22 protein-coding genes and 1 rRNA gene are annotated in these 21097 nt (G+C 46.2%); 20 read left to right on the plus strand and 3 right to left on the minus strand.

Annotation, left to right across the window (positions count from 1 at the left end; all coding sequences use genetic code 11):
- Positions 1 to 16: 16 nt before the first annotated feature.
- Both rrf and AB4111_RS29070 read left to right on the plus strand, forming a co-directional pair.
- Positions 17 to 133 (plus strand): 5S ribosomal RNA (gene rrf / locus AB4111_RS29065).
- 262 nt (positions 134 to 395) lie between these two features.
- Positions 396 to 743 carry a FlxA-like family protein gene (locus AB4111_RS29070; protein ID WP_442034720.1) on the plus strand — a complete coding sequence of 116 codons (348 nt, stop codon included), beginning with the start codon at positions 396 to 398 and terminating at the stop codon, positions 741 to 743.
- 160 nt (positions 744 to 903) lie between these two features.
- Here the strand turns inward: AB4111_RS29070 and AB4111_RS29075 are convergent, their stop codons facing one another.
- On the minus strand, positions 904 to 2259 hold the full coding sequence (locus AB4111_RS29075) for an MATE family efflux transporter (protein ID WP_442034722.1): 1356 nt from the start codon (positions 2257 to 2259) through the stop codon (positions 904 to 906).
- Positions 2260 to 2421: 162 nt separating this feature from the next.
- On the opposite strand from AB4111_RS29075, the gene AB4111_RS29080 reads away from it, so the two are divergent.
- From AB4111_RS29080 to AB4111_RS29125, 10 genes are all read left to right on the plus strand, one after another.
- Entirely contained in the window at positions 2422 to 3156 is a 735-nt protein-coding gene (locus tag AB4111_RS29080; RefSeq protein WP_442034724.1) for a class I SAM-dependent methyltransferase, read from the plus strand.
- A 201-nt stretch (positions 3157 to 3357) separates the two neighbouring features.
- Entirely contained in the window at positions 3358 to 3936 is a 579-nt protein-coding gene (locus tag AB4111_RS29085; RefSeq protein WP_442034726.1) for an RNA polymerase sigma factor, read from the plus strand.
- Positions 3933 to 5216 (plus strand): hypothetical protein, encoded by a 1284-nt coding sequence (locus AB4111_RS29090; RefSeq protein ID WP_442034728.1) that lies wholly within the window; start codon positions 3933 to 3935, stop codon positions 5214 to 5216. Before AB4111_RS29085 ends, AB4111_RS29090 begins: the two co-directional genes overlap by 4 nt.
- Positions 5217 to 5274: 58 nt before the next feature.
- Entirely contained in the window at positions 5275 to 5733 is a 459-nt protein-coding gene (locus AB4111_RS29095) for a DUF523 domain-containing protein (RefSeq protein ID WP_442034730.1), read from the plus strand.
- A gap of 218 nt (positions 5734 to 5951) precedes the next feature.
- Positions 5952 to 6629, plus strand: a complete 678-nt coding sequence (locus AB4111_RS29100) for an NAD(P)H-dependent oxidoreductase (RefSeq protein WP_442034732.1) — start codon at positions 5952 to 5954, stop codon at positions 6627 to 6629.
- Positions 6630 to 6850: 221 nt separating this feature from the next.
- On the plus strand, positions 6851 to 7273 hold the full coding sequence (locus AB4111_RS29105; RefSeq protein ID WP_091018819.1) for a MarR family winged helix-turn-helix transcriptional regulator: 423 nt from the start codon (positions 6851 to 6853) through the stop codon (positions 7271 to 7273).
- Between the two features lie 165 nt (positions 7274 to 7438).
- Positions 7439 to 8020, plus strand: coding sequence for an NAD(P)H-dependent oxidoreductase (locus AB4111_RS29110; RefSeq protein WP_442034734.1), 582 nt, complete (start codon positions 7439 to 7441; stop codon positions 8018 to 8020).
- 113 nt (positions 8021 to 8133) lie between these two features.
- The gene (locus AB4111_RS29115; protein WP_017690814.1) at positions 8134 to 8445 is read left to right on the plus strand and encodes an ArsR/SmtB family transcription factor; all 312 of its coding nucleotides are present in this window, start codon (positions 8134 to 8136) and stop codon (positions 8443 to 8445) included.
- 159 nt (positions 8446 to 8604) lie between these two features.
- The gene (locus tag AB4111_RS29120) at positions 8605 to 9639 is read left to right on the plus strand and encodes an LLM class flavin-dependent oxidoreductase (protein WP_442034737.1); all 1035 of its coding nucleotides are present in this window, start codon (positions 8605 to 8607) and stop codon (positions 9637 to 9639) included.
- A 314-nt stretch (positions 9640 to 9953) separates the two neighbouring features.
- Entirely contained in the window at positions 9954 to 11114 is a 1161-nt protein-coding gene (locus AB4111_RS29125; protein WP_442034739.1) for an AI-2E family transporter, read from the plus strand.
- 153 nt (positions 11115 to 11267) lie between these two features.
- Here the strand turns inward: AB4111_RS29125 and AB4111_RS29130 are convergent, their stop codons facing one another.
- A complete protein-coding gene (locus AB4111_RS29130; protein WP_253429786.1) occupies positions 11268 to 11639 on the minus strand; it encodes an ArsR/SmtB family transcription factor in 372 nt (123 codons plus the stop codon).
- Positions 11640 to 11867: 228 nt separating this feature from the next.
- Here AB4111_RS29130 and AB4111_RS29135 point away from each other — a divergent pair, with 228 nt between their 5' ends.
- The 7 genes from AB4111_RS29135 (at position 11868) to AB4111_RS29165 (ending at position 19965) form a co-directional block, all read left to right on the plus strand.
- Positions 11868 to 14213, plus strand: coding sequence for a heavy metal translocating P-type ATPase (locus AB4111_RS29135; RefSeq protein ID WP_442034741.1), 2346 nt, complete (start codon positions 11868 to 11870; stop codon positions 14211 to 14213).
- A 186-nt stretch (positions 14214 to 14399) separates the two neighbouring features.
- A complete protein-coding gene (locus AB4111_RS29140) occupies positions 14400 to 14756 on the plus strand; it encodes an SdpI family protein (RefSeq protein WP_339239384.1) in 357 nt (118 codons plus the stop codon).
- 194 nt (positions 14757 to 14950) lie between these two features.
- Positions 14951 to 15409 carry a MerR family transcriptional regulator gene (locus AB4111_RS29145; protein WP_442034744.1) on the plus strand — a complete coding sequence of 153 codons (459 nt, stop codon included), beginning with the start codon at positions 14951 to 14953 and terminating at the stop codon, positions 15407 to 15409.
- A 229-nt stretch (positions 15410 to 15638) separates the two neighbouring features.
- Positions 15639 to 16859: an MFS transporter gene (locus AB4111_RS29150; protein ID WP_442034746.1), complete on the plus strand. Its 1221-nt coding sequence runs from the start codon at positions 15639 to 15641 to the stop codon at positions 16857 to 16859.
- 18 nt (positions 16860 to 16877) lie between these two features.
- Positions 16878 to 17300 carry a universal stress protein gene (locus AB4111_RS29155; RefSeq protein ID WP_442034748.1) on the plus strand — a complete coding sequence of 141 codons (423 nt, stop codon included), beginning with the start codon at positions 16878 to 16880 and terminating at the stop codon, positions 17298 to 17300.
- 94 nt (positions 17301 to 17394) lie between these two features.
- A complete protein-coding gene (locus AB4111_RS29160; protein ID WP_442034750.1) occupies positions 17395 to 18819 on the plus strand; it encodes an aldehyde dehydrogenase family protein in 1425 nt (474 codons plus the stop codon).
- A gap of 372 nt (positions 18820 to 19191) precedes the next feature.
- Entirely contained in the window at positions 19192 to 19965 is a 774-nt protein-coding gene (locus AB4111_RS29165) for a MerR family transcriptional regulator (protein WP_253429806.1), read from the plus strand.
- A 138-nt stretch (positions 19966 to 20103) separates the two neighbouring features.
- Here the strand turns inward: AB4111_RS29165 and AB4111_RS29170 are convergent, their stop codons facing one another.
- Positions 20104 to 20601, minus strand: coding sequence for a GAF domain-containing protein (locus tag AB4111_RS29170; RefSeq protein WP_442034752.1), 498 nt, complete (start codon positions 20599 to 20601; stop codon positions 20104 to 20106).
- Between the two features lie 185 nt (positions 20602 to 20786).
- Between AB4111_RS29170 and AB4111_RS29175 the strand changes: the two genes are divergently transcribed.
- Positions 20787 to 21083 (plus strand): hypothetical protein, encoded by a 297-nt coding sequence (locus tag AB4111_RS29175; protein WP_339239393.1) that lies wholly within the window; start codon positions 20787 to 20789, stop codon positions 21081 to 21083.
- The last annotated feature ends 14 nt before the right edge of the window (positions 21084 to 21097 follow it).

Below are 21097 nucleotides of genomic sequence, written 5' to 3' on the forward strand. Positions count from 1 at the left end.
TAAGCTTAGCTATGCGTTTGGTGGCGATGGCGGAGGGGTTCCACACGTACCCATCCCGAACACGACCGTTAAGCCCTCTAGCGCCGATGGTACTTGGACCGCAGGGTCCTGGGAGAGTAGGACGCCGCCAAGCAATCGAAAGACACACTGGATGATATCGAGTGTGTCTTTTTTGTTTTTATTTTACACCGGGAAACAACTAACTTTACAGATCAGAGTGCACCAGGACCTACACTGTATGATTAGACTGACTATTGATTAAAGCTGCTATATGTATTTCATCTATTTGAATTCCAGACTCTCATAGCTTCGTTCAGCAACCTTTCAGTTGAATTTAACGTACGTTTCAGTGGGATGGGGTATAGTGAAGCCATGTAAAAACGAGGAGGACCATAATGAATATATCTTCTGCAGCCAGCTCCACATCATACATATCGACATCTTCGAGTTCGGACAATTCAAGTAGTTTAGAGAAACAAAAGACGAAGCTTGAGGCTCAACTGGAGAAAGTACAGTCCAGCAAGGACGATGAGAAGACTAAGGAGACAAAGACCAAACAGCTTGAACAGCAGATCAAGCAGATTGAGGCGCAGATTGCACAACAAAGCTCTCAAGGATCCGGTACAGCCGTTGCTAAGGAGGCGCCACCTGCCCAACCTTCAGCCAATGGAGGCATAGCTACCCCTAAGGAAATTGCGAACGCAACGACAGACAGCAATGGCCGATTCGATATACGTATCTAATTGCTCACATCTAGTATAGGATAAAACAAAGCCCTGCCCGATCTTTATGGATCGTGCAGGGCTTGTTTATGGTTTTTGTTAGATAATTTATAAAGTCTACCTACAATTTATCAACGTTCCATTTATCGTCTATCTGATACCACTATATTATCTGTTAACGTTATTCAGGCTGCAACGCGTTTATTCGATCCGTAAGGGATCGTTTTCTATAGTATACGGCTATGGTTGCGAGAACGAGCATCTCAGATAACGGTACGGCAAGCCATACACCCGTTACACCAAAGAAGGAAGGGAGGACTGCAATCAGTGCAATCATGATGATCATCTCACGCGCGGCTGTAATCCAGATGGCCATTTTGGCATTACCTACAGATTGGAAATAGGTGCTCATGACAAAGTTAACACCCATAAATACGTAGGCAAATGTAAATATACGTAATCCGTATACGGCATTATCCGTTACGCCGCTACTGAAGTTTCCAAAGATTTGCACGAAATAAGGTGCACCGATTTGAACAACAAGTAGTAACAGTAAACCGCATGCCAGAGCCGTTTTGGTGGCTAAACGTATCGTTTGTTGTACTCGTGTAACCTGACTGGCACCGTGATAATAGCTTATCAGAGGTTGGGCAGCGGATGCCAGACCCAGGAAAGCTAACAAAACAACACCATGAATGTAGTTCAACACGGTGAAGGATGCTACACCATCCGTACCCGCAATGCGGTCCATGGAGATATTGTGAGAGACAGAGAAGACCGACATGCCAAGTTCAGCCAGAAAGCTGGGGAAACCAATAAGTAGAAGGGAAGCCAGCAGTTTATTATTCCATTTGAACCGGGTGAACGTGAGATTATTTGTTTTTTTGAAAAAGTGAGTGAACAGGACAAGTAGCGCAAGAGAAGCCGATACGATGGTACCGATGGCCACACCACGTACACCCCATTCGAGTACATACAATGTTACATAATTAATGACGATATTGGCCACAGCAAAGGTAATCTGAGCGTACATGGATGTGTTGGGATTCCCGTCGTTCCGAACAAAAACAGAGAGTGCATTCTCAATGGTAAAGACAAATCCGAACAACAACATGATATTCATGTAGTCTGAAGCAAACGGGAAGGTCTCGGCGTTAGCACCGAGGGAGTATACCAGCTTGTCTTTGAACGTAAATGCAGTATATCCAATAGCCATCGTAACGAGCATAATGAGCATAATGGATTTGGTAAAAATTTGTTTGGCTGTGTTTTTATCTTTTCTACCCATCGCGTTAGAGTACAAGGTAGCCCCGCCCATGCCAATCCACAGTGACATGGCAACAAAAAGCGTGTAGACAGGAGAGGCAATGCCGATCCCGGCCATCGCGGTAGAGCCCAGTTTGTGTCCAACCATAATGCCGTCGATTATAAAATTAAAAGCAACTACCAGCATCCCCAATACGGAAGGCACAAGGTAGCTTATAAAAGCTCTACCTACAGTTTGCCCTTCCAATGGATGCGTCCAATTCGTATTCATATTGACCTCCGTTAGTAAACTGAATGTTCATTCTGTATAAAACAATACTGAACGTTCGTTCTGTATGATAACACGGCTTGAATTCTCTTGGCAACTTTTGCGTTTGAATATCGTTTATGTGGTAGAGTAGGTTGATATTTATAAGGCGGGAGGAATCTCTTGATGAAACAAAATAAATACGATGAATCCGAATTTTTTGATAACTACAGTAAGATGGCTCGTTCTGTACAAGGGCTGGAGGCAGCCGGAGAGTGGCATGAGCTGCAGACCCTTTTGCCGGATTTGAAAGACAAGCGTGTGCTGGATTTGGGATGTGGTTTTGGTTGGCATTGCCGGTATGCGCGCGAGCAACAAGCGAGTTCAGTTATTGGTGTGGATCTATCTGAAAATATGCTTCAGCGCGCTCGTGAAATGACGGACGATCCACAGATCCAGTACGAGCAGCTGGCGATTGAAGATATTAATTTTGAAACCGGACAATTCGATGTTGTGATTAGTTCACTTGCCTTGCATTATATTGACCGGTTAGACACGGTGTACGCCAAGATCAACGATTGTCTTGTTGAAGGGGGGACATTCGTACTATCCTCCGAACATCCCATCTTCACCGCTCGCGCTGCGCAGGATTGGCATTACGGACCCGGAGGTGAGATCCTGCACTGGCCCGTGGATGATTACCACGATGAAGGGAAGCGTGTGGCGAACTTTCTGAATCAGGATGTGGTTAAATATCATCGTACACTGGCAACACATATGAATGAACTCATTAAGGCCGGGTTTGCCATTCAAAAGGTGGCTGAATCCAAACCATCACCGGAAATGATTGAACAGGTTCCTGGCATGCGAAACGAGAATCGAAGACCTATGTTTCTCATGATTGCTGCGGTTAAAGTTTGAAGGATTAAGGAGAACTTTGAAGGTAACAGCGATCAGAAAGTTGATCGGTCATTCAAATGAAAGAAAATGCTTGAATAAATCAGTGTGTTCAGCGATGTTGAACACACTGTTTTTTATTTTGCTACAATAATAAGAAATAATGTCCAAAACAGGGAACCAAACCACAATAGATTCAGTCATATTAAGTGAGGTGAACAACAGTTGGATTATCAATTTCTGGCACAGGCTCAGACCATCGACAATTACACACTTAGCAGTATGATGGATGACTACGGAAATGACGTGTGGAATTACGCTTATTTTCTGACCAAAAGTGCCGAACAGGCAGATGAATTGTCACAGGAGGTATTTATTCGGGCGTACTCGGGGGTCGCTCATTATCGCGGAGAGTGCTCACTGAAAACATGGCTGTTGACGATTACTAGAAACACCACTTTTACATATCGAAAATCCAGATTCTTTCGTAGCAGTCTGTGGGGAGAGACGTTACCCATGGAGACAAAGCGTGGGGGTTCGAGCCAAAGAGTCATGATTGCAGAGCAGCCTGCACATCCTTCGGCTGAGATGGAAGTGATGCGTAAGGAGCATGTCCATGAAATCTGGGATATTGTTCTGGCGTTGCCGAAGAAGTTCAGGGAGATTCTTTTGCTGAATCTGAAGTATGAGCTTACGACGAGTGAGATTGCAGAAATGTTGAAAATTAGCTCAGGCACAGTAAAATCCAGACTATCCCGAGGTAAGGGCAAGGTACGAAAACAATGGGAGGAGCGAAGCGAATGAAACAAAAGGATGAGCAATGGGAAAAGGAAATCCGGAAGGGACCGTTTGCATTGTCTCCTTTTACAGAGGATCACAAGCAGAATGTGCTTCAACAGCTGGAGTTGATGAAGAAGTCGGAAGAGGGGAGTCTGGGAGATGGCTTGGAGCAAAGTTATGGGTCATCCAGGCCGGTTAGACCGCAAGTAGGCAATACTTCACACAAGCGTCGCCTTAGAAGAAGATCCCTCGTTGCAGGCACGGGTGCTTTGGTTATTGCTGCTGGATTGTTCCTATGGATCTGGGAAGATGGACAGCTGGTGAAGCCTGTAATTGAGCAGGTCTATCCAACAGCAGCGTTACAGTTACCCGAAGGTTTGAACACGAATTTGCTAACCGACAAAATGAAAAGAAATGTTGCGACTACCATGCGAGACGATCTGGGTAAACAGCTGAAGATTACGAAAGTGGAAGACCTGACTGTGTCCGGCAGAATATATGTAGAGGCTGGAAATGAAAGCGAGAAGGAGTATGCGCAAATATGGCTCGATGCAACAACAGGAAATCTGCGTGAAGTGGGAATGAGACGTGAGATGCAGCCGAGCGAGCTGGAGCACCGTTACCTGCGCCAGGTTCCATCGCTTTTGCAAAGTATAGGCAGTACGCCAACGCTTAAACCTGCATCAGTCCAACGTTTTGTAAGTATGAAGCAAGGGGAGTTGGAGCCGATATCGCATACGACATTAGCGTTAGAAAATGAGACTGGTGATGGTTATGGGGAGATTGTATGGCAACAGGATCAGGCTGTATCCATTTCAGGCGATCTTAGTCTTGATCAGGTATCTAATTCTGTATTGGCAGATGCCAAGGATGCTGTGAAGGTAGTATTCGGTGAAACATCTCCAAAACTTAAGGGGGTAAGTCGTACCAAAGATGATGAAATTGGGAGAGATGTAATTAATCTTAGTTTCAATGATCATTATTTAGTTCAAATGATTGTAGGAGAAGAAACTAAAGTTTACTCTGTAATTGGGGAGAATTTATATCGAAGTGATTTTACTAATTGGGACGAAGTAGAAGCGTATCATCAGGAGATTTATGACGTAAAGGAGTCTATCCTCAGGGAGCAGGTAGGGGCGATGATTAAAGAGGTATTTAACGTTAACCTCCAAGGATACACTCTTCATAGGGAAGTTGATAATCCGGGGATTGCCATATTTGAACTAGAGTCGCCGAAAGATGTTATATGGGTTCGCTACAATGAAGATGTAAAAATTACGATGATCACCAGAGGCGAGTTATAGAGCTTGATCTGTATGTTACAATTTACTTCATAGATGGAATGAGCATAAGGAGATAACGATGAAATATTTGGTGAGTTCATGTCTGGCGGGGGTAGCTTGTCGTTACAATGGAACAGCGAGCCTGGATAAGAAAATTCAGGAGCTTGTGGAGAAGGAGCAAGCTAAGATGGTGTGTCCGGAGCTGCTTGGCGGATTCTCCACTCCACGGGAACCGGCTGAAATTATCGGTGGCACGGGCAAGGACGTACTGGCAGGCACTGCAAAAGTGATTGAGAAAAGTGGCAAGGACGTCACAGAGCTGTATATCAAGGGAGCCTATCAGACATTGGATTGGGCGCGAAAATTGGATGTGTCGTGTGTAGTATTGAAGGAGTTCAGTCCGTCCTGTGGTACACAGATGATCTATGATGGGAATTTTGCCAACCACAAGATTGCTGGAGAGGGTGTCACCTCAGCATTGCTGAGACAAGAAGGATATACCGTTATTTCTGAAAATGAATGGATGGAGCAACTGTAAACTTCATGTGTGAAAATATGCCGTCTAGGAGAAGATTTATGATCCAGCAACGGCTATTTTCCTTGTTAGGACATAATAGTTACTTTTAGAAACTGAGGAACAATAATGTGCGTACTTTTCATTTTAGGATATAGATTCTAAACTAATGCTTAAGTAAATCCAAATAACTAGAGACTAACGATTCAACATAAAAAATATAAAAAAGGACGTGGAGCTCCATGGAAGTTACAGCAAAGTCAAAGAAAAAGGAAGACATCTTAAAGGCTTATCATTTCCGGCACGCAACGAAGATATTTGATGATACCCGCAAAATCTCGGATGAGGATTTCCAATTTATATTGGAAACAGGCCGATTATCTCCAAGTTCCATTGGTCTTGAACCGTGGAAGTTTCTGATTGTACAAAATCCGAACCTGCGTAAGCGTCTGTCCGAATTCTCTTCCGGCGCTCAAAAGCAATTGGCTACAGCAAGCCATTTTGTTGTTATTTTGGCCCGGTCCGATGCCAGTTATAATTCTCCCTATGCGGAATACATGTTGAAGGAAACAAAAGGAATGCCGGACGACGTATTTGAGCTAACAAGTCAGGCTTATGGAAAGTTCCAAAATAACCAGAGAATTCTGGACAATCCACGATCATTATTCGACTGGGCATCCAAACAGACGTATATTGCACTTGGTAACATGATGACGGCGGCAGCTCAGATCGAGATTGATTCTTGTCCAATTGAAGGTTTCAGCCGTGAGGATGTCCATCGGATTATGGAAGAAGAAGGTTTGCTGGAAGATGGTGCATGGGACGTCTCGGTGATGGCAGCCTTCGGTTATCGGGTGGAGGAGCCCACGCGTGAGAAGGCTCGACAATCCGTTGAGAAAATCACCCATTGGATTAACTGAATTCAGCAAAATTCAACATGAATCCAGGAACGATGATCTAATATCAAGGTTTAAGATCAAGGTTTAAGATCAAGATCTAACATTATAGAACAGAGGATCAGAAAAACAAAACAGGATCGAAACAGCCCGATAGTTTCCACAGGTACAAGGATGGAAAGGGCTGTTTTGCTTTTTTATAAAAAACACTTGAAAATACATAGATGTCTATGTATAATGAGGTCATGCCAAAATATAACGCCATTGCACTGATTGCAAGAATCAGAGATCATGTCAACAAACGGATTGTACACGAGTTGGAACAGCATGAAGTGACAGGCATTGTACCTTCTCATGGGGATGTGTTGATGTTCTTGTACCGTGAAGAGACGCTGTCGATCAAGATGTTGGCTGAACGTGTTCAACGCACGCAACCCACGGTAACGGTACTGGTCAACAAGCTGGAGAAGCTCGGTTATGTTGAACGTAGCAAGAGTGCCGAAGATAGCCGGGTGACGATGATTCGCCTTACTGAACAGGGGAAGCGGCTCGAACCGATCTTTCATCAGGTATCAGAGCAGATTAATGACATCATCTATAGTGGCCTGTCCGATGAACAGTCGGAGCAATTGGAGAGCTTGCTGTCCATTATTGTCCGAAAGTTATAATGAATGAACTCTTCTGTCTGCAACCCTTCCACATTCGAATGGGTGGAGGCAGAGGAGACAAAATATTTTTTTGACCTAATGCATAGATGTCTATGTATAAAAAACGTATCAATGTAAAGCCATTTTCGCAACCTAACTCAAACCAAACCTGGAGGGATTAACACTATGAAACATCTTATCGTATATGCTCACCCACGCACAGACAGCCTTAATAATGCAATCCTCATTACTACTGTAGAAGCTCTCGAAGCTCAAGGTCATGAAGTGGTTGTTCGTGACTTATATAAGCTTGGATTCCAACCCGTACTGACTGAAGCTGATACAGCTTCCATGCGCGCAGGGCAGACACCACAGGATATCGCAACAGAGCAAAAGTATGTTACGGATGCAGAAGCCATTACATTCATCTATCCGATCTGGTGGACAGGTCTTCCTGCCATTATGAAAGGATATGTGGACCGTGTATTCGCCTATGGTTTTGCATATGCAGCGGGTGAAGCGGGAATTGAGAAATTGCTGACAGGCAAAAAAGGACTCATCATCAACACACATGGTACACCAAGTGAAATTTATGATCAGATTGGCATGACTGCTGGATTGAAAATAACTTCAGACGTAGGTATCTTCGATTTTGTCGGCATTGAGGCTGTAGATCATCTGCTCTTCGGCAGTATTGGATATCTGGATGCACCCGCATATCAAGCCATGTTGGATCAGGTTAAACAAACCGTTACGACCAAATTCTAATATGGTTGTTAGTTCCCATACGAGTTCCATATGATTCCAGACCGACTCGATCATGAGTCGGTTTGTTTGTTCATGTGTTTGCAAAATGCCTGAAAGGGGGTATAATCGTACCCATGGAACCTATACTTATATTCAAAGCTTTATCGAACGAGACACGTAGACAAATCTTGTTGTGGCTCAAAAACCCGGAGCAACACTTTCCACCGCTGGAACTATCTCAGCATCCGGATGGTGGCAAGAACGGAATTTGTGTCGGCACGATTCAATTGAAGGCTGGACTGGCTCAGTCGGTTATATCCAGTTACCTGCTGACCATGCTCAAGGCAGGGTTACTGCTCTCCGAGCGAAGAGGACAATGGACGTATTATCGGCGCAACGAAGAGACGATTCGTCAGTTTGCCGAGTACGTGCAGAACGAGTTATAAGCCGGATGCCGGAACGGAAGCTAGGATGCACATGCAGGCAGGGATTCCGTCCGGATGTAAACGGCTAGTTTATCATCAAATCACCCTATCCAGTTGTGATTTAATTAATCTATATATCTGGATATACAAAAATATAATCATCGAGGAGATTAAACGATAATGACTACAGATAATACGACTTCATCCCATAAAGAACATATTCATGACGTTAAGCTTTCCATCCTGGATTTGGCTCCAGTTGTTGTAGGTGCAACACCAGCCGATGCCTTACGCAACAGTCTGGATCTGGCACAGCATGCTGAGCGTTGGGGATATCACCGTTACTGGGTAGCAGAACATCACAACATGCAGGGTATTGCTTCTTCCGCAACTTCGGTCGTTATTGGATATCTGGCTGGTGGAACCAAAACGATTCGTCTGGGTTCAGGAGGCATCATGTTACCCAACCATGCACCGCTTGTCATCGCTGAGCAGTTCGGTACACTGGAATCCTTGTATCCTGGCAGAATTGACTTGGGGCTGGGTCGTGCACCAGGCAGTGACCGCCGTACATCGCTTGCGTTACGCAAAGATCTGAACAGTGGGGAAGATTTCCCGGAGCTGCTCGCAGAGCTCAGAGCATACTTTGATGCATCGGCGACATCTTATCATGCGCCTGTTCGCGCAGTTCCTGGAGAAGGATTGAATATTCCAATCTACCTGTTGGGGTCCAGTGATTTCAGCGCACGTCTGGCAGGTCAGCTGGGATTGCCGTTTGCTTTTGCCAGCCACTTCTCTCCCGATTACACCCGGATTGCACTGGAAACGTATCGGAACAATTTCCAACCATCTGATCACTTGAAGGAGCCACATGTGATTGTTGGGGTTAATGCTGTTGTTGCAGATACAGATGAGGAAGCAGCATGGCTGGGTACAACGATGCAACAGCAGTTTCTGAACATTATTCGCGGCACAACGGGATTGGTACAGCCTCCTGCAGAGATGGACGGCAAATGGACGGACCGTGAGAAAGCTGGTGTGGAGCAGACGCTGAAGGCGGCTGTTAATGGTTCCCCAGAAACCGTACGTGGACAGCTGGAATCCTTCATTCGGCAGACGCAGGCAGATGAACTGATTATTACGTCGATGATCTATGATCATAAGGCACGTCTGCATTCCTATGAGCTAATCGCGCAATTGGCGGGAAAAGCCTAATCTTAAATTTTCACCATAAAAGCTGGCTTAATAGTAAGCTATAGATCCAAATTTACGGTTCGTCTCCCAGTGAGGCGAGCCGTTTTTGAGTAGGGAAAATTTGCAAATGATTTGTATGGGGCAGAAGATTCATTTTGGGGTAAAATGACTTTACCGGTTTAATTTGAAACGGATAATCAGCACCATACGTATAAATCCAGAGTGTTATACATATGTTGGCTTGTACAAGGTACTTTATTTTTTCATGTAAGGGGCATTTATTAGATTTACAGTTTAGTATTGATTAAGGATACATAAGAGAGGACGACACGCCTATGGAGCAACCTGAGCAACCCCGCGTTTGGCCGGAGCGGTTCAAGCGATTTTTTCTTAACAACAAGTTTGTCCTATTTCTGCTAATTCTGCTGTTAGTGGGACTGAACGTCATGGTTCTAACCAAAGTATCCTTTGTTCTTCATCCGCTCGCAGTACTCATCAAAACCATTGTGTTACCTATTATTCTGTCAGGCATACTCTACTATCTGTTGAATCCGATTGTGGATGTGATGGAAAGGTGGAAAATCAAGCGCGGCTGGTCCATTCTGATATTGTATCTTGCAATTGGAGGCATTCTGACTGTCGTCGTATTGGCGGTCATTCCGGTTGTACGTAACCAGATTGTGGGGCTAATCGAAAATTTCCCAACGTACAGCGAGACGGTAAAACAGCAGTTTGAGGAGCTTACGGGCAGTAAACTGTTCGGTCAGGTCCAGGAGACGGTGAATCTGAATTCTCAGGATTGGTGGGGAACCATCTCCCAGAAGGCTACTGAAATTCTAAACTCGACCTGGACCAAATTGGGCGGATTCCTCGGAGCTTTCACTGAGACTGTGCTGTCCATCGTAACCGTCCCGTTCATCCTGTTCTATCTGCTGAAAGACGGCAAGAAGCTTCCATCCAAAATTCTGTCTTTCCTACCAATCAAGAGTCGTACGGGTGCAATGCATGTGCTGGAAGACATCAATCACCAGATCAGTTCATTCATTCGTGGACAGATTATCGTCAGCTTCTGCATCGGTATTCTGCTCTACATCGGTTATATGGTCATTGGTCTGGATTATGCACTGATTCTTGCAATTATCGCATCGTTTACAAGTGTTGTTCCGTATTTGGGACCTGCAATTGCCATTACACCTGCGTTGATCGTGGCACTCGTCACTTCGCCGGTGATGCTGTTGAAGATGGTCGCCGTATGGACGATCGTACAGTTAATCGAAGGTAAATTCATCTCGCCACAGATCATGGGTAAAACGCTGAAGATTCATCCCATCACAATTATCTTTGTCATCCTGACTTCAGGTAATCTGTTTGGAGTCGTGGGCATTCTGCTCGCTGTTCCAGGATACGCGGTGCTGAAAGTATGTGTATCGCATATCTTCAACTGGTTCAAGGACAGATCCGGCCTGTACGATCCAAACAAGAACAATCTTTTATAACCGAAGTGGCATGCTCTCCAACTGATCGGTAATCAGAAGGAACAGTCACTTTGTATTCTGTACAAAACGGTACCCTTACCAAGAAGAACCCCCGTCCATCGGCATATAGCCGAGAGGCGGGGGTTCTTCTTCATGAACAAGCTTGGCTGCTGCCTAGCTGTGTTTAATATGCTGGAGCGTTTGCAGGAAAATCTGCTCAATATGAGTATCATCCAGAGAGTAATACACGGTCTTGCCTTCCTTGCGCCGCTTGACGATCCGCATGTTGCGGAGTGAACGCAGCTGGTGTGAAATGGCCGACTGTCCCATGTCGAGCAGAACCGTCAGGTCATGAACACATAATTCCTTCTGTAACAGCGCATCAATAATACGTAGACGGGTTGGGTCGCTGAATGCCTTGAACCAATCTGCCATCTCGGAAGAGGTCTCCCGATCTATGAGTGAAGTGCGAATCTTCTCTACATCCGCTTCAGTACCTGAGCAGGCTGCATCACATTCGCTTGGTGCTTTAACCGGTTGTTCCATTTCCTATCACCGCCTATGTTAACAACTGTAATTCTATTATATCCAAAAAACGTCTAAAGCGAAATAATTACTATTAGCATAGTCTGTATAAAAAATCAACAACGATTGTTGACACTCATGTTTAGGCGTGCATATAATAGGGGTAACTAAACATATGAATGAATGCTCATATATTGAATGTAGTTGGGTTTATAACATTGTTTTTGTACTGCAAAGGGGAGAATTCACATGGGAACCGGACAGGAACAGGTGAAAAGGGAACTTCTGCTTGATGGGTTGGACTGTGCGAACTGCGCTTTAAAGATCGAGAATGGCGTCAAAAAAATTAAGGGTATTAACGAATGCTCTGTCAATTTTGTTACCAAAACATTATCGCTACACACCACTTCTGATATGGATGAACAAGTAGTGGAAGAAGCGAAGCGCAAAGTGCTTCGGCTGGAGCCTCATATTCGCATCTCGGAAAAAGGAAAACAGGTAAACGGACATGTACACACCCATACAGGGAGTGCGGCTGATTCACACGAACACGGTCACGACCATGCCGGACATGATCATGGACATTCACATTCACATGGCAATCACTCGCATACGCATGATCATGGAGATTCGGAGGGCCACGCACACGAGCACGGGAGTCATGCTGGACATAGTCATGATCATAGCCATACCCATGATCACGATGCTCATGCAGGCCATTCGCATGAACATGGTGCAGGCCAGACCAAAGTATTGCTTGCTCGTCTTGCTGCCGGTTCTGTATTGCTCGCCGCTGCAATCTGGTCGCCGCTGGAGGGTTGGGCACAGTTTACTCTATATGCACTCGCTTATCTGATTGCCGGGGGAGATATCGTGCTCCAGGCGTCCAAAAACATCATCCGCGGTCAGGTGTTCGATGAATATTTCCTCATGTCCGTCGCTACCTTGGGTGCCTTTGCCATTGAAGAGTATCCGGAAGGGGTAGCGGTCATGCTCTTCTATCAGCTCGGAGAGCTGTTTCAGGGCATGGCGGTTAATCGGTCACGCAAGTCAATTCAGTCACTGATGGACATTCGGCCGGACTACGCGAATATCCTGACGGGTTCGGGTGACGAGACACGGCGTGTATCTCCGGAAGACGTACGGATCGGTGATCGTATTGTCGTGAAGGCAGGAGAGCGAGTACCACTGGATGGTATCGTTCAAGCTGGGCGCTCCATGGTGGACACTTCTGCTCTGACAGGTGAATCGCTACCTCGTGAACTGGAGCCTGGAAGTGATGTACTAAGTGGATTTGTAAACAAAAACGGATTGTTGACCATTGAAGTAACCAAAACATTTGGTGAATCAACGGTATCCAAAATTTTGGATCTGGTGCAGAATGCAAGCAGTCGGAAGGCAAAAACAGAGCATTTTATTAGTAAATTCGCCCGTTATTATACCCCGGTTGTTGTAATCCTTGCAGCCCTGCTTGCATTTGTTCCACCGTTGATACTTAGTGGTGCAACATTTGCCGACTGGATCTATCGTGCATTGGTCTTCCTGGTCATCTCATGCCCCTGTGCGCTGGTGGTCTCTATTCCACTTGGATTCTTCGGTGGTATCGGAGCGGCTTCACGTAACGGGATTCTTGTCAAAGGCAGTAATTATCTTGAAGCATTGAACGATGTGAAAGTCGTCGTTTTTGATAAAACGGGTACACTAACCAAAGGTGTATTCAAAGTAACAGCCATTCATCCCGAAGGCGGACGCACGGAAGAAGAACTAATGAAGCTGGCAGCCATTGCCGAAGCAAATTCCAATCATCCAATTGCCGAATCCATTCGCTCAGCCTGGGACAAAGCGATTCCCACGCAAGGTGTGGAAGGTTATGATGAAGTTGCCGGACATGGGATCAAGGTGAGCGTGGATGGTCGGGAAGTGCTGGCAGGCAACGCTAAATTAATGAAGCAGGCTGGTATATCCTATACCACACCAGAGACGGCTGGAACGATAGTGCACGTTGCTGAAGCTGGCACGTATGTTGGTCATCTGATCATTGCTGATGAAGTGAAGGACGATGCAGCAGCTGCTATTCAGGCGCTGAAGAAGCTTGGCATCCGCAAAACGGTCATGCTGACAGGAGATGCCAAAGCCGTGGGTGAAGCGGTAGGACGCGAGCTGGGTGTGGATGAGGTCTATGCTGAATTGTTGCCACAGGATAAAGTCGAACGACTGGAGCAATTGGAAGCGGCCAAATCTCCGAAGGAAAAAATGGTGTTTGTCGGTGATGGTATCAACGATACACCTGTGCTGGCACGCGCCGACGTGGGCGTGGCAATGGGTGGACTCGGCTCGGATGCCGCGATTGAAGCGGCAGATGTGGTCATCATGACCGATGAACCGTCAAAACTTGCGAGCGCAATCCGCATTGCAAAGCGTACACGAATGATTGTGTGGCAAAATATCGCGTTTGCTCTGGGAGTTAAGGCAATCTTCCTGCTACTTGGTGTGTTCGGCATAGCCACCATGTGGGAAGCGGTATTCTCCGATGTTGGTGTCACAGTGCTTGCTGTCCTGAACGCCATGCGTGTACTTCGTGTGAAGAATATCTAAGTTTACGAAACGATCCAGGCGGCTCTTCGTATATACGTAGAGCCGTTTTTATATTTTTATGTAGATAAGTCTAACTGGACATTTACACGAGAACAGAGAGGACAGACATAACCTGAAAGGTTATTCTGTCATCGAAGTGCCAGTGTAAGCAGGTCGATGGAAGACAACAGAGAAGGGGAGAACGTTTTGACAGGAGCAGTAGTTGGGATCATCATTGGTGTGTGCTATTTCATTCTGGGGTTAATGGTGTTCAAAAAACCACCGAAAATGATTAACGGGATATATGGGTATCGAACCCCGCGTGCAATGAGTAATCCCGAGTTGTGGGACGAAGCGCAAAGTTATAGTGCCAATCTGATGATGCAATTTGGTGTGATTATCACGATATTCGGCATTATCGGTTTCTGGCTTACAGATGTACGAGCTTTGGTGCTGAGTCTGGTTGCTACAGGGTTCTATACGTTCAGACTGTTTACCAGAGTTGAAGGCCGTTTGAAGCAAATGCAGCGTGCACAACAGCAACAAAATGAGCAGAACGGTTAAGGTAAAATGAATGAATAGTGTAGAGAAGAAGACTCGCGAGTGAAGCGGGTCTTTTTTTTTGTTGAAATTGGAGAAGCGAACACGCTGTTAAACTCGCTAAAAACTTCAAGCATGAAATCTAACGTTGACGTTAACGTTAATAGTATATATAATTATATACATAACATTACAGACATATGGGAGAGGTGAGGGAAATGAGTTTATATAAAATCGACGACGTAGCCAAGGAATGCGGTTTGACCAAGCGAACCATTCGGTATTATGAAGAGATTGGTGTCATGCCTTCACCTCAGCGGACAGATGGCGGGACGCGGTTGTACACTCGTGACGATATCAATTTTCTGAAGAAGGTGGTTCGTGCCAAAGAGGTACTTGGATTCTCTCTTCAGGAGCTACATACTTATGTGGCAACAGCAGATGCACTGAACGAACAACGTTTTGACTACCAGCAGACGACCGAAGTGAGAGAGCGTATTGAGAAGCTCAACACGATGGAAACAACACTGGATGGTCAGCTGCAACTGATTGAGCAGAAACTTCAGAGCATACATGCCGTACAGACTGAATTGGAAGAGCTGCGTGAACGCGTTCGGAGCGGTATTCAGAAATTACAGGTACATGATCATGATCCGCAGAGTGATGAAGACGGATAACCCGAATGGCAATCAAAGTTATATACAAAACTGTATATACACATAATCGCTACATGGAGTGAGCACCATAGTACCTGTGGCAATCCTGTACAAACACCGGATGTTCCGATGTCATTTGTGCCGTTTTGTTACCTCTAATTCTGAAAATGAATAGTAATTTTCATTGTTTTTCACAACATTTTCAAATAAAAAGTTTTACCACATAAATGATTCACAGGAGGAATTACGTATGAAAAGAGAGCCATCATTACCGGACGAATTGCCGTCATCCCGTGGAGGCTTGCTGTCTCAACCGAGAGCGGTATGGGCGGTCGCCTTTCCATGTATCATATCCTTTATGGGTCTGGGTCTGGTTGACCCGATCTTGCCCGCAATTGCTGATCAGCTGCATGCTTCCAAAAGCCAGGTGTCGCTGCTATTTACCAGTTATAACGCTGTAACTGGGGTAGCCATGCTGATTACAGGTGTGGTATCCAGCCGAATCGGTGTGAAATGGACGCTGCTTAGCGGCATATTGTTGATTATTATCTTCTCCTTCCTCGGGGGTACCTCAGACACGGTAGGGGCACTGGTCGGTTACCGTGGCGGTTGGGGACTAGGGAATGCCTTGTTCATCGCAACGGCGTTATCCGCTATTGTGGGACTGTCCACTTCAGGGACAGCGAAGGCCATTATTTTGTACGAAGCAGCACTTGGTCTCGGGATTGCGGTTGGTCCGCTGCTTGGTGGTGAGCTGGGTTCCATCTCTTGGCGTGGCCCGTTCTATGGGGTGGCTGTACTAATGGCAATTGCGTTTATCAGCATTACATTTATGTTGCCCAAAATGGCAAAACCAAAAACACGAAGTTCGTTGTCTGATCCGTTCAAAGTATTAAGTTATCCCTCACTGAAAACATTGGCGATTACCGCCTTCCTTTATAACTTTGGATTCTTTACTTTGATGGCCTATTCACCTTATGTCATGAATCTGGATGAGCACGGCTTGGGTTATGTATTCTTTGGCTGGGGATTGATGCTGGCCATTACGTCGGTATTTGTCGCTCCAAGACTGCAACGCCGATTCGGTTCGGTTCCGTCCATGAGTGTTATGCTTACATTGTTCGCGATCGATCTGGTTGTTATGGCCATTGGTACGGTGATGGGGTCACCAACTACCGTTATTGTGGCGGTCATTGTGGCAGGGATCTTCCTTGGGATTAACAACACATTGATTACAACGGCTGTTATGGAAGCTGCACCTGTGGAGCGTTCTGTTGCTTCTGCTGCATACAGCTTCGTTCGCTTCCTGGGTGGTGCACTTGCTCCATGGCTTGCAGGTAAATTGTCCGAGTGGTTCCTGCCAGAAACGCCGTTTTATTTTGGCGCATTAATGGTTCTCATTGGTGTAGTGGTACTGTTAGTACGCCGTCGTCATCTGCGGGATATCGATTCCGCTATTACATCTCATTAATTCATAGGGGGAAATGCAATGCTGAAACGTATATTGGTTGCTGTTGATGGTTCGGATCATGCGCATAAGGCTTTGGAGCAAGCATTGATTCTGGCTGAGGATATGAAACAACCTGCAAGTCTGTTGATCGTGCATGTTAATCCTGCTATCTCTATTAATGAACCTGCATTGGGTGTTGATTTGGAAGCTCGGATTGCTGAAGAAGGGAAACATATCATAGAACCGGTGACCAGACAGTTGTCTGGGCGAGACGTTGCATATGAGACACTGCTGATTGCGGGTGATCCCGTTAATGAGATCTGCCGTGTGGCGCGCGAACGAGATTGTGGAATGATCGTGATAGGTACAGGTGGGAAAGGCATGCTCACAGAGATGATCGTGGGCAGTGTCAGCCATGGCGTATTAAAACATGCAGAGTGCCCTGTCCTGACGGTTAAATAGGTGAGTGGGTTGAGCGCCCCGAAGTAGTGTATAAATAGATAAGGTAATATACCGCCATATTCTTGTAGTCATTATTGGATGGAGGATGCAGCATATGAAAAAACAACATCTGTTTATCGGTGGCAAGTCGACCGAATCCGTAGATTATAAAGCACTTCAAGCACCATACTCCGGGGAAACGCTGACAGAAGTCTCGTCGGCTTCAGCCGAGGAAGCGGAGGCTGCTGTTGCTGCTGCGGTTCAGGCTGGAAAGGCAATGCGCCAGATGCCTGCACATCAGCGTGCGGATATTCTGTACAAGTTGTCCTCCATGCTTGAAGAACGCAAGGAAGAAGCAGCGCAAATCATTGCGCTTGAAGCGGCGAAGCCGATTACCGCAGCACTGGCTGAGGTTGACCGGACAGTAGAAACGTATCGTTTTGCCGCTGAAGAAGCCAAGCGGCTGACCGGTGAGACCGTTCCGATGGATGCAGCCAAAGGGGGAGAAGGGCGTATCGGCTATACGATGCGGCAGCCTCTAGGTGTCATCGGTGCGATTACGCCGTTTAATTTCCCAATGAACCTGGTAGCACATAAGGTAGGCCCAGCGCTTGCGGCAGGTAATACGATTGTTCTCAAACCAGCGGAGCAGACACCCCTGTCATCCTATTACATCGCTAATCTGCTTCAGGAAGCCGGACTGCCGGATGGTGCACTGAACGTGGTGAGTGGTGACGGCAAAACCATTGGGGATGTGCTTGTTGAACACCCTCGTGTTGCCCACATTACGTTTACAGGCAGTCCAGCGGTAGGTACGAGCATTCGTAGCAAAGCAGGACTAAAACGCGTGACATTGGAGCTTGGGTCGAATGCAGCGGTGATCGTGGATAAGGACGCGGATCTGGACAAAGTGGTTCCTCGTTGTGTGACCGGTGCGTTCACGTATCAGGGACAGGTATGTATCTCACTACAGCGAATCTACGTACATCGTGATATCTCGGAAGAATTCATCCGGCGTTTCGCTGAGGCGGCTAATCAAGTGGTGATCGGAGACCCGCTGAGCCCGGATACGGTGGTCTCTGCACTGATTACCTCCAAGGATGTACAGCGTACACTCGACTGGATTGAAGAAGCCAAACAGGCCGGGGCTAAAGTGGCAGCAGGTGGTCAAGCTGAAGGAGGCGTTCTGCGTCCAACGGTGCTGGTTAACGTTCCACGTGATGCCAAGGTATCCTGCCAGGAAGTGTTTGCACCCATCGTTGTTATCAACCCGGTGGATTCCGTTGAAGAGGGTATTGAACATGTTAACGATTCGATATACGGGCTTCAGGCAGGCGTATTTACAAACGATATTCATACCGCCCTCCATGCAGTCGATCAGATCGAAGCAGGCGGAGTTATGATTAATGATATTCCCACGTTCCGAGTCGATCACATGCCCTATGGTGGTGTGAAACAAAGCGGGATTGGGCGTGAAGGTGTAAAATATGCAGTAGAAGAAATGACGGAATTGAAGTTTGTCATGTTTAACAAAGGATGATCCTTTTCCATTCTTTTACTCAATATACCGTATGCTAATGGAAATATAACGAGACGCTCCTGTGCCAGAATAATGGCACAGGATTTTTTTAATTGAAGATCATGGAAAAAGTTTTGAAAATACATACGGATTCTTCACTGACTGCGGGTTCACATCTGATGAGGCGGGTATAACATAGTTAACATACCGTAACTTAAATGACTAAACGCCGCTCATATCACCGAAGCATGATGTACCTATCCAGAGCACGAGCGGAATGAAGCGGTACAGCACTGCCGAAAGTCTTAAATTCTCTCATTATTCAAATAAAATGCAGTATGAAATAATAAGCCTGAACTCTGGAGTTGCAGGACAGGCAGGAGGTGTATTCAAATGGCATATTCCATGGTTGATGTATCGGGAATGTCAGGCGTAAGTCTGAACGAACTGAGCCAGTATGCGGAGACAGGTCTTCTGAATCCGGCCTTTGGGGATTTGGATGAAGCTATCTATTATGAAAAGCAGGAATTACTGAGACTCCAGCAAATCCTTTTCTGTAAGGAAGTGGGTATGGAGGAAAATGAGATTGGCCCTATGCTAAGGGATGATCCTCAGGATGTCATACGCATCATGAAACAGCATCGCATTGAGATTCTGGAGAAGGCACTCCGCTTGCATGGATTGATTCAGACACTGGACAAAACGATCGCGCATTTGCAAGGAGATCAGGAAATTGACGAACATGAGCTGTATATCGGTTTTGTAGATAAGGGGCGTCATCAGTTGTTGAATGAATCGGGTTCTAACCCTGTCAATAATGATGTGAAACGAGTGCAGAAAGAGAGCGTTCAGAAGTCTGACCAGGAGATAAAATCGAAAGAAGATTATCTGGACTCCCAGGCGAAAATTGATCAGGTTCATCTCGACTTGCAACAGGCCATTGAGGATGGATTGGAACCCGGTAGTGCGAAAGTACAACGGATTATCGGCAGGCATCTTGAATGGATCAAAGGTTATTATACACCCACTGCTGAGATCTATCGGGATTTGGCCAATCTGTACGTAGAGCATAAAAATTTCCGCCAGATGTATGATGGTTACCACCCGAGGCTGGCTGAATTCCTGAGGGACGGGATGATGATTAAAGCGGAACACGATTTATCCTAGATGCATAAAGTAACATGGGCGAGCAAGAACATGGGTGTGAAACAACTTGGATAACAAAGAGCGCAGACCTCTAAGAGGACTGCGCTCTTTGTTATTACGGGTTCTTCATCATCGTGTGGTGAGACTCCTCATCATTTCCTAGAGAGTTATGGTTGCTTCCAACTGCTCAGTGAGCAGGCTTACGGCTTTCTCCAGGAAGACACGGTCTTCGTCATCAAAACGATTTTTGAGCGGGCTGTCGATATCCAGCACCCCGTACAGTTCGCCGTTTTTGATAATAGGTACGACAATCTCACTGTTCGATGCTGCATCACAGGCGATATGGCCTGGGAAGGCATGAACATCGTCAACGACCAGGGTACGTTTTTCCGCAGCAGATGTGCCGCATACCCCACGTCCTAGTGGAATTCGGATACAGGCAGGCAGTCCTTGGAATGGTCCGAGGACCAGTTCTTTTCCATCATACAGATAGAAGCCGACCCAATTGGTGTCGGTCATAAATACATTGAGCAGCGCAGCAGCGTTCGCCAGATTGGCAATCGCACTAGGTTCATCGCGGATCAGAGCACTTAACTGTCCCAGGACGGCGGTGTGCTGCTCACTTCGTGTTCCTTCATAGGAAACAGCTTGAAACATGGTAAATCACCCTCCCGAGCATAATGGTACTTATTTTCAAGATAGTGCAGAGTATGCGGTTAGTCAAGCGGAGGATTTCGGAAAGGGAAGGGAATACCAGAAGAATCCTCCTGTTTCTCAGCTTCTCGCGCGGGGTAATTACTTAGCAACCACGGAGGGCTACAACCCGGGAAGGAGCTTGGCTTATGCATGCAGAGGTACAGAATCTATTTGTACGGATTCATCTACTATATTTCGCCCAAAATCAGGATTTGAACGTTAGCGAGGCGCTGCCCCTATTGGAAGAACGGGGATATCGTGTTGGAGAGCGGGAGATCAAGCAGGAGCTTGAACACCTGACACAGGAGAACTTCCTGACCGCCCACGGGGACCAATGGAGCCTAACCGGGACTGGTATTGAAGAATTCAAGGAAATCACCACCGTACTTGGCCGGGTTAGCGATGAATTGCTGGCGAAGGACAAGAAAACGTCCAAAGCTTAAAATTCAATCGGACA

The sequence above is a fragment of the Paenibacillus sp. 2KB_22 genome (genome assembly GCF_052115745.1).
In the GTDB taxonomy this organism is placed as follows: Bacteria; Bacillota; Bacilli; order Paenibacillales; family Paenibacillaceae; genus Paenibacillus.

What these genes read in the sequence shown, in the direction of transcription:
- AB4111_RS29070 (WP_442034720.1), top strand. Translation starts at nt 396, where the DNA reads ATGAATATATCTTCTGCAGCCAGCTCCACATCATACATATCGACATCT.
- AB4111_RS29075 (WP_442034722.1), bottom strand. Translation starts at nt 2,259, where the DNA reads ATGAATACGAATTGGACGCATCCATTGGAAGGGCAAACTGTAGGTAGA.
- AB4111_RS29080 (WP_442034724.1), top strand. Translation starts at nt 2,422, where the DNA reads ATGAAACAAAATAAATACGATGAATCCGAATTTTTTGATAACTACAGT.
- AB4111_RS29090 (WP_442034728.1), top strand. Translation starts at nt 3,933, where the DNA reads ATGAAACAAAAGGATGAGCAATGGGAAAAGGAAATCCGGAAGGGACCG.
- AB4111_RS29095 (WP_442034730.1), top strand. Translation starts at nt 5,275, where the DNA reads ATGAAATATTTGGTGAGTTCATGTCTGGCGGGGGTAGCTTGTCGTTAC.
- AB4111_RS29100 (WP_442034732.1), top strand. Translation starts at nt 5,952, where the DNA reads ATGGAAGTTACAGCAAAGTCAAAGAAAAAGGAAGACATCTTAAAGGCT.
- AB4111_RS29105 (WP_091018819.1), top strand. Translation starts at nt 6,851, where the DNA reads ATGCCAAAATATAACGCCATTGCACTGATTGCAAGAATCAGAGATCAT.
- AB4111_RS29110 (WP_442034734.1), top strand. Translation starts at nt 7,439, where the DNA reads ATGAAACATCTTATCGTATATGCTCACCCACGCACAGACAGCCTTAAT.
- AB4111_RS29115 (WP_017690814.1), top strand. Translation starts at nt 8,134, where the DNA reads ATGGAACCTATACTTATATTCAAAGCTTTATCGAACGAGACACGTAGA.
- AB4111_RS29120 (WP_442034737.1), top strand. Translation starts at nt 8,605, where the DNA reads ATGACTACAGATAATACGACTTCATCCCATAAAGAACATATTCATGAC.
- AB4111_RS29125 (WP_442034739.1), top strand. Translation starts at nt 9,954, where the DNA reads ATGGAGCAACCTGAGCAACCCCGCGTTTGGCCGGAGCGGTTCAAGCGA.
- AB4111_RS29130 (WP_253429786.1), bottom strand. Translation starts at nt 11,639, where the DNA reads ATGGAACAACCGGTTAAAGCACCAAGCGAATGTGATGCAGCCTGCTCA.
- AB4111_RS29135 (WP_442034741.1), top strand. Translation starts at nt 11,868, where the DNA reads ATGGGAACCGGACAGGAACAGGTGAAAAGGGAACTTCTGCTTGATGGG.
- AB4111_RS29145 (WP_442034744.1), top strand. Translation starts at nt 14,951, where the DNA reads ATGAGTTTATATAAAATCGACGACGTAGCCAAGGAATGCGGTTTGACC.
- AB4111_RS29150 (WP_442034746.1), top strand. Translation starts at nt 15,639, where the DNA reads ATGAAAAGAGAGCCATCATTACCGGACGAATTGCCGTCATCCCGTGGA.
- AB4111_RS29155 (WP_442034748.1), top strand. Translation starts at nt 16,878, where the DNA reads ATGCTGAAACGTATATTGGTTGCTGTTGATGGTTCGGATCATGCGCAT.
- AB4111_RS29160 (WP_442034750.1), top strand. Translation starts at nt 17,395, where the DNA reads ATGAAAAAACAACATCTGTTTATCGGTGGCAAGTCGACCGAATCCGTA.
- AB4111_RS29165 (WP_253429806.1), top strand. Translation starts at nt 19,192, where the DNA reads ATGGCATATTCCATGGTTGATGTATCGGGAATGTCAGGCGTAAGTCTG.
- AB4111_RS29170 (WP_442034752.1), bottom strand. Translation starts at nt 20,601, where the DNA reads ATGTTTCAAGCTGTTTCCTATGAAGGAACACGAAGTGAGCAGCACACC.
- AB4111_RS29175 (WP_339239393.1), top strand. Translation starts at nt 20,787, where the DNA reads ATGCATGCAGAGGTACAGAATCTATTTGTACGGATTCATCTACTATAT.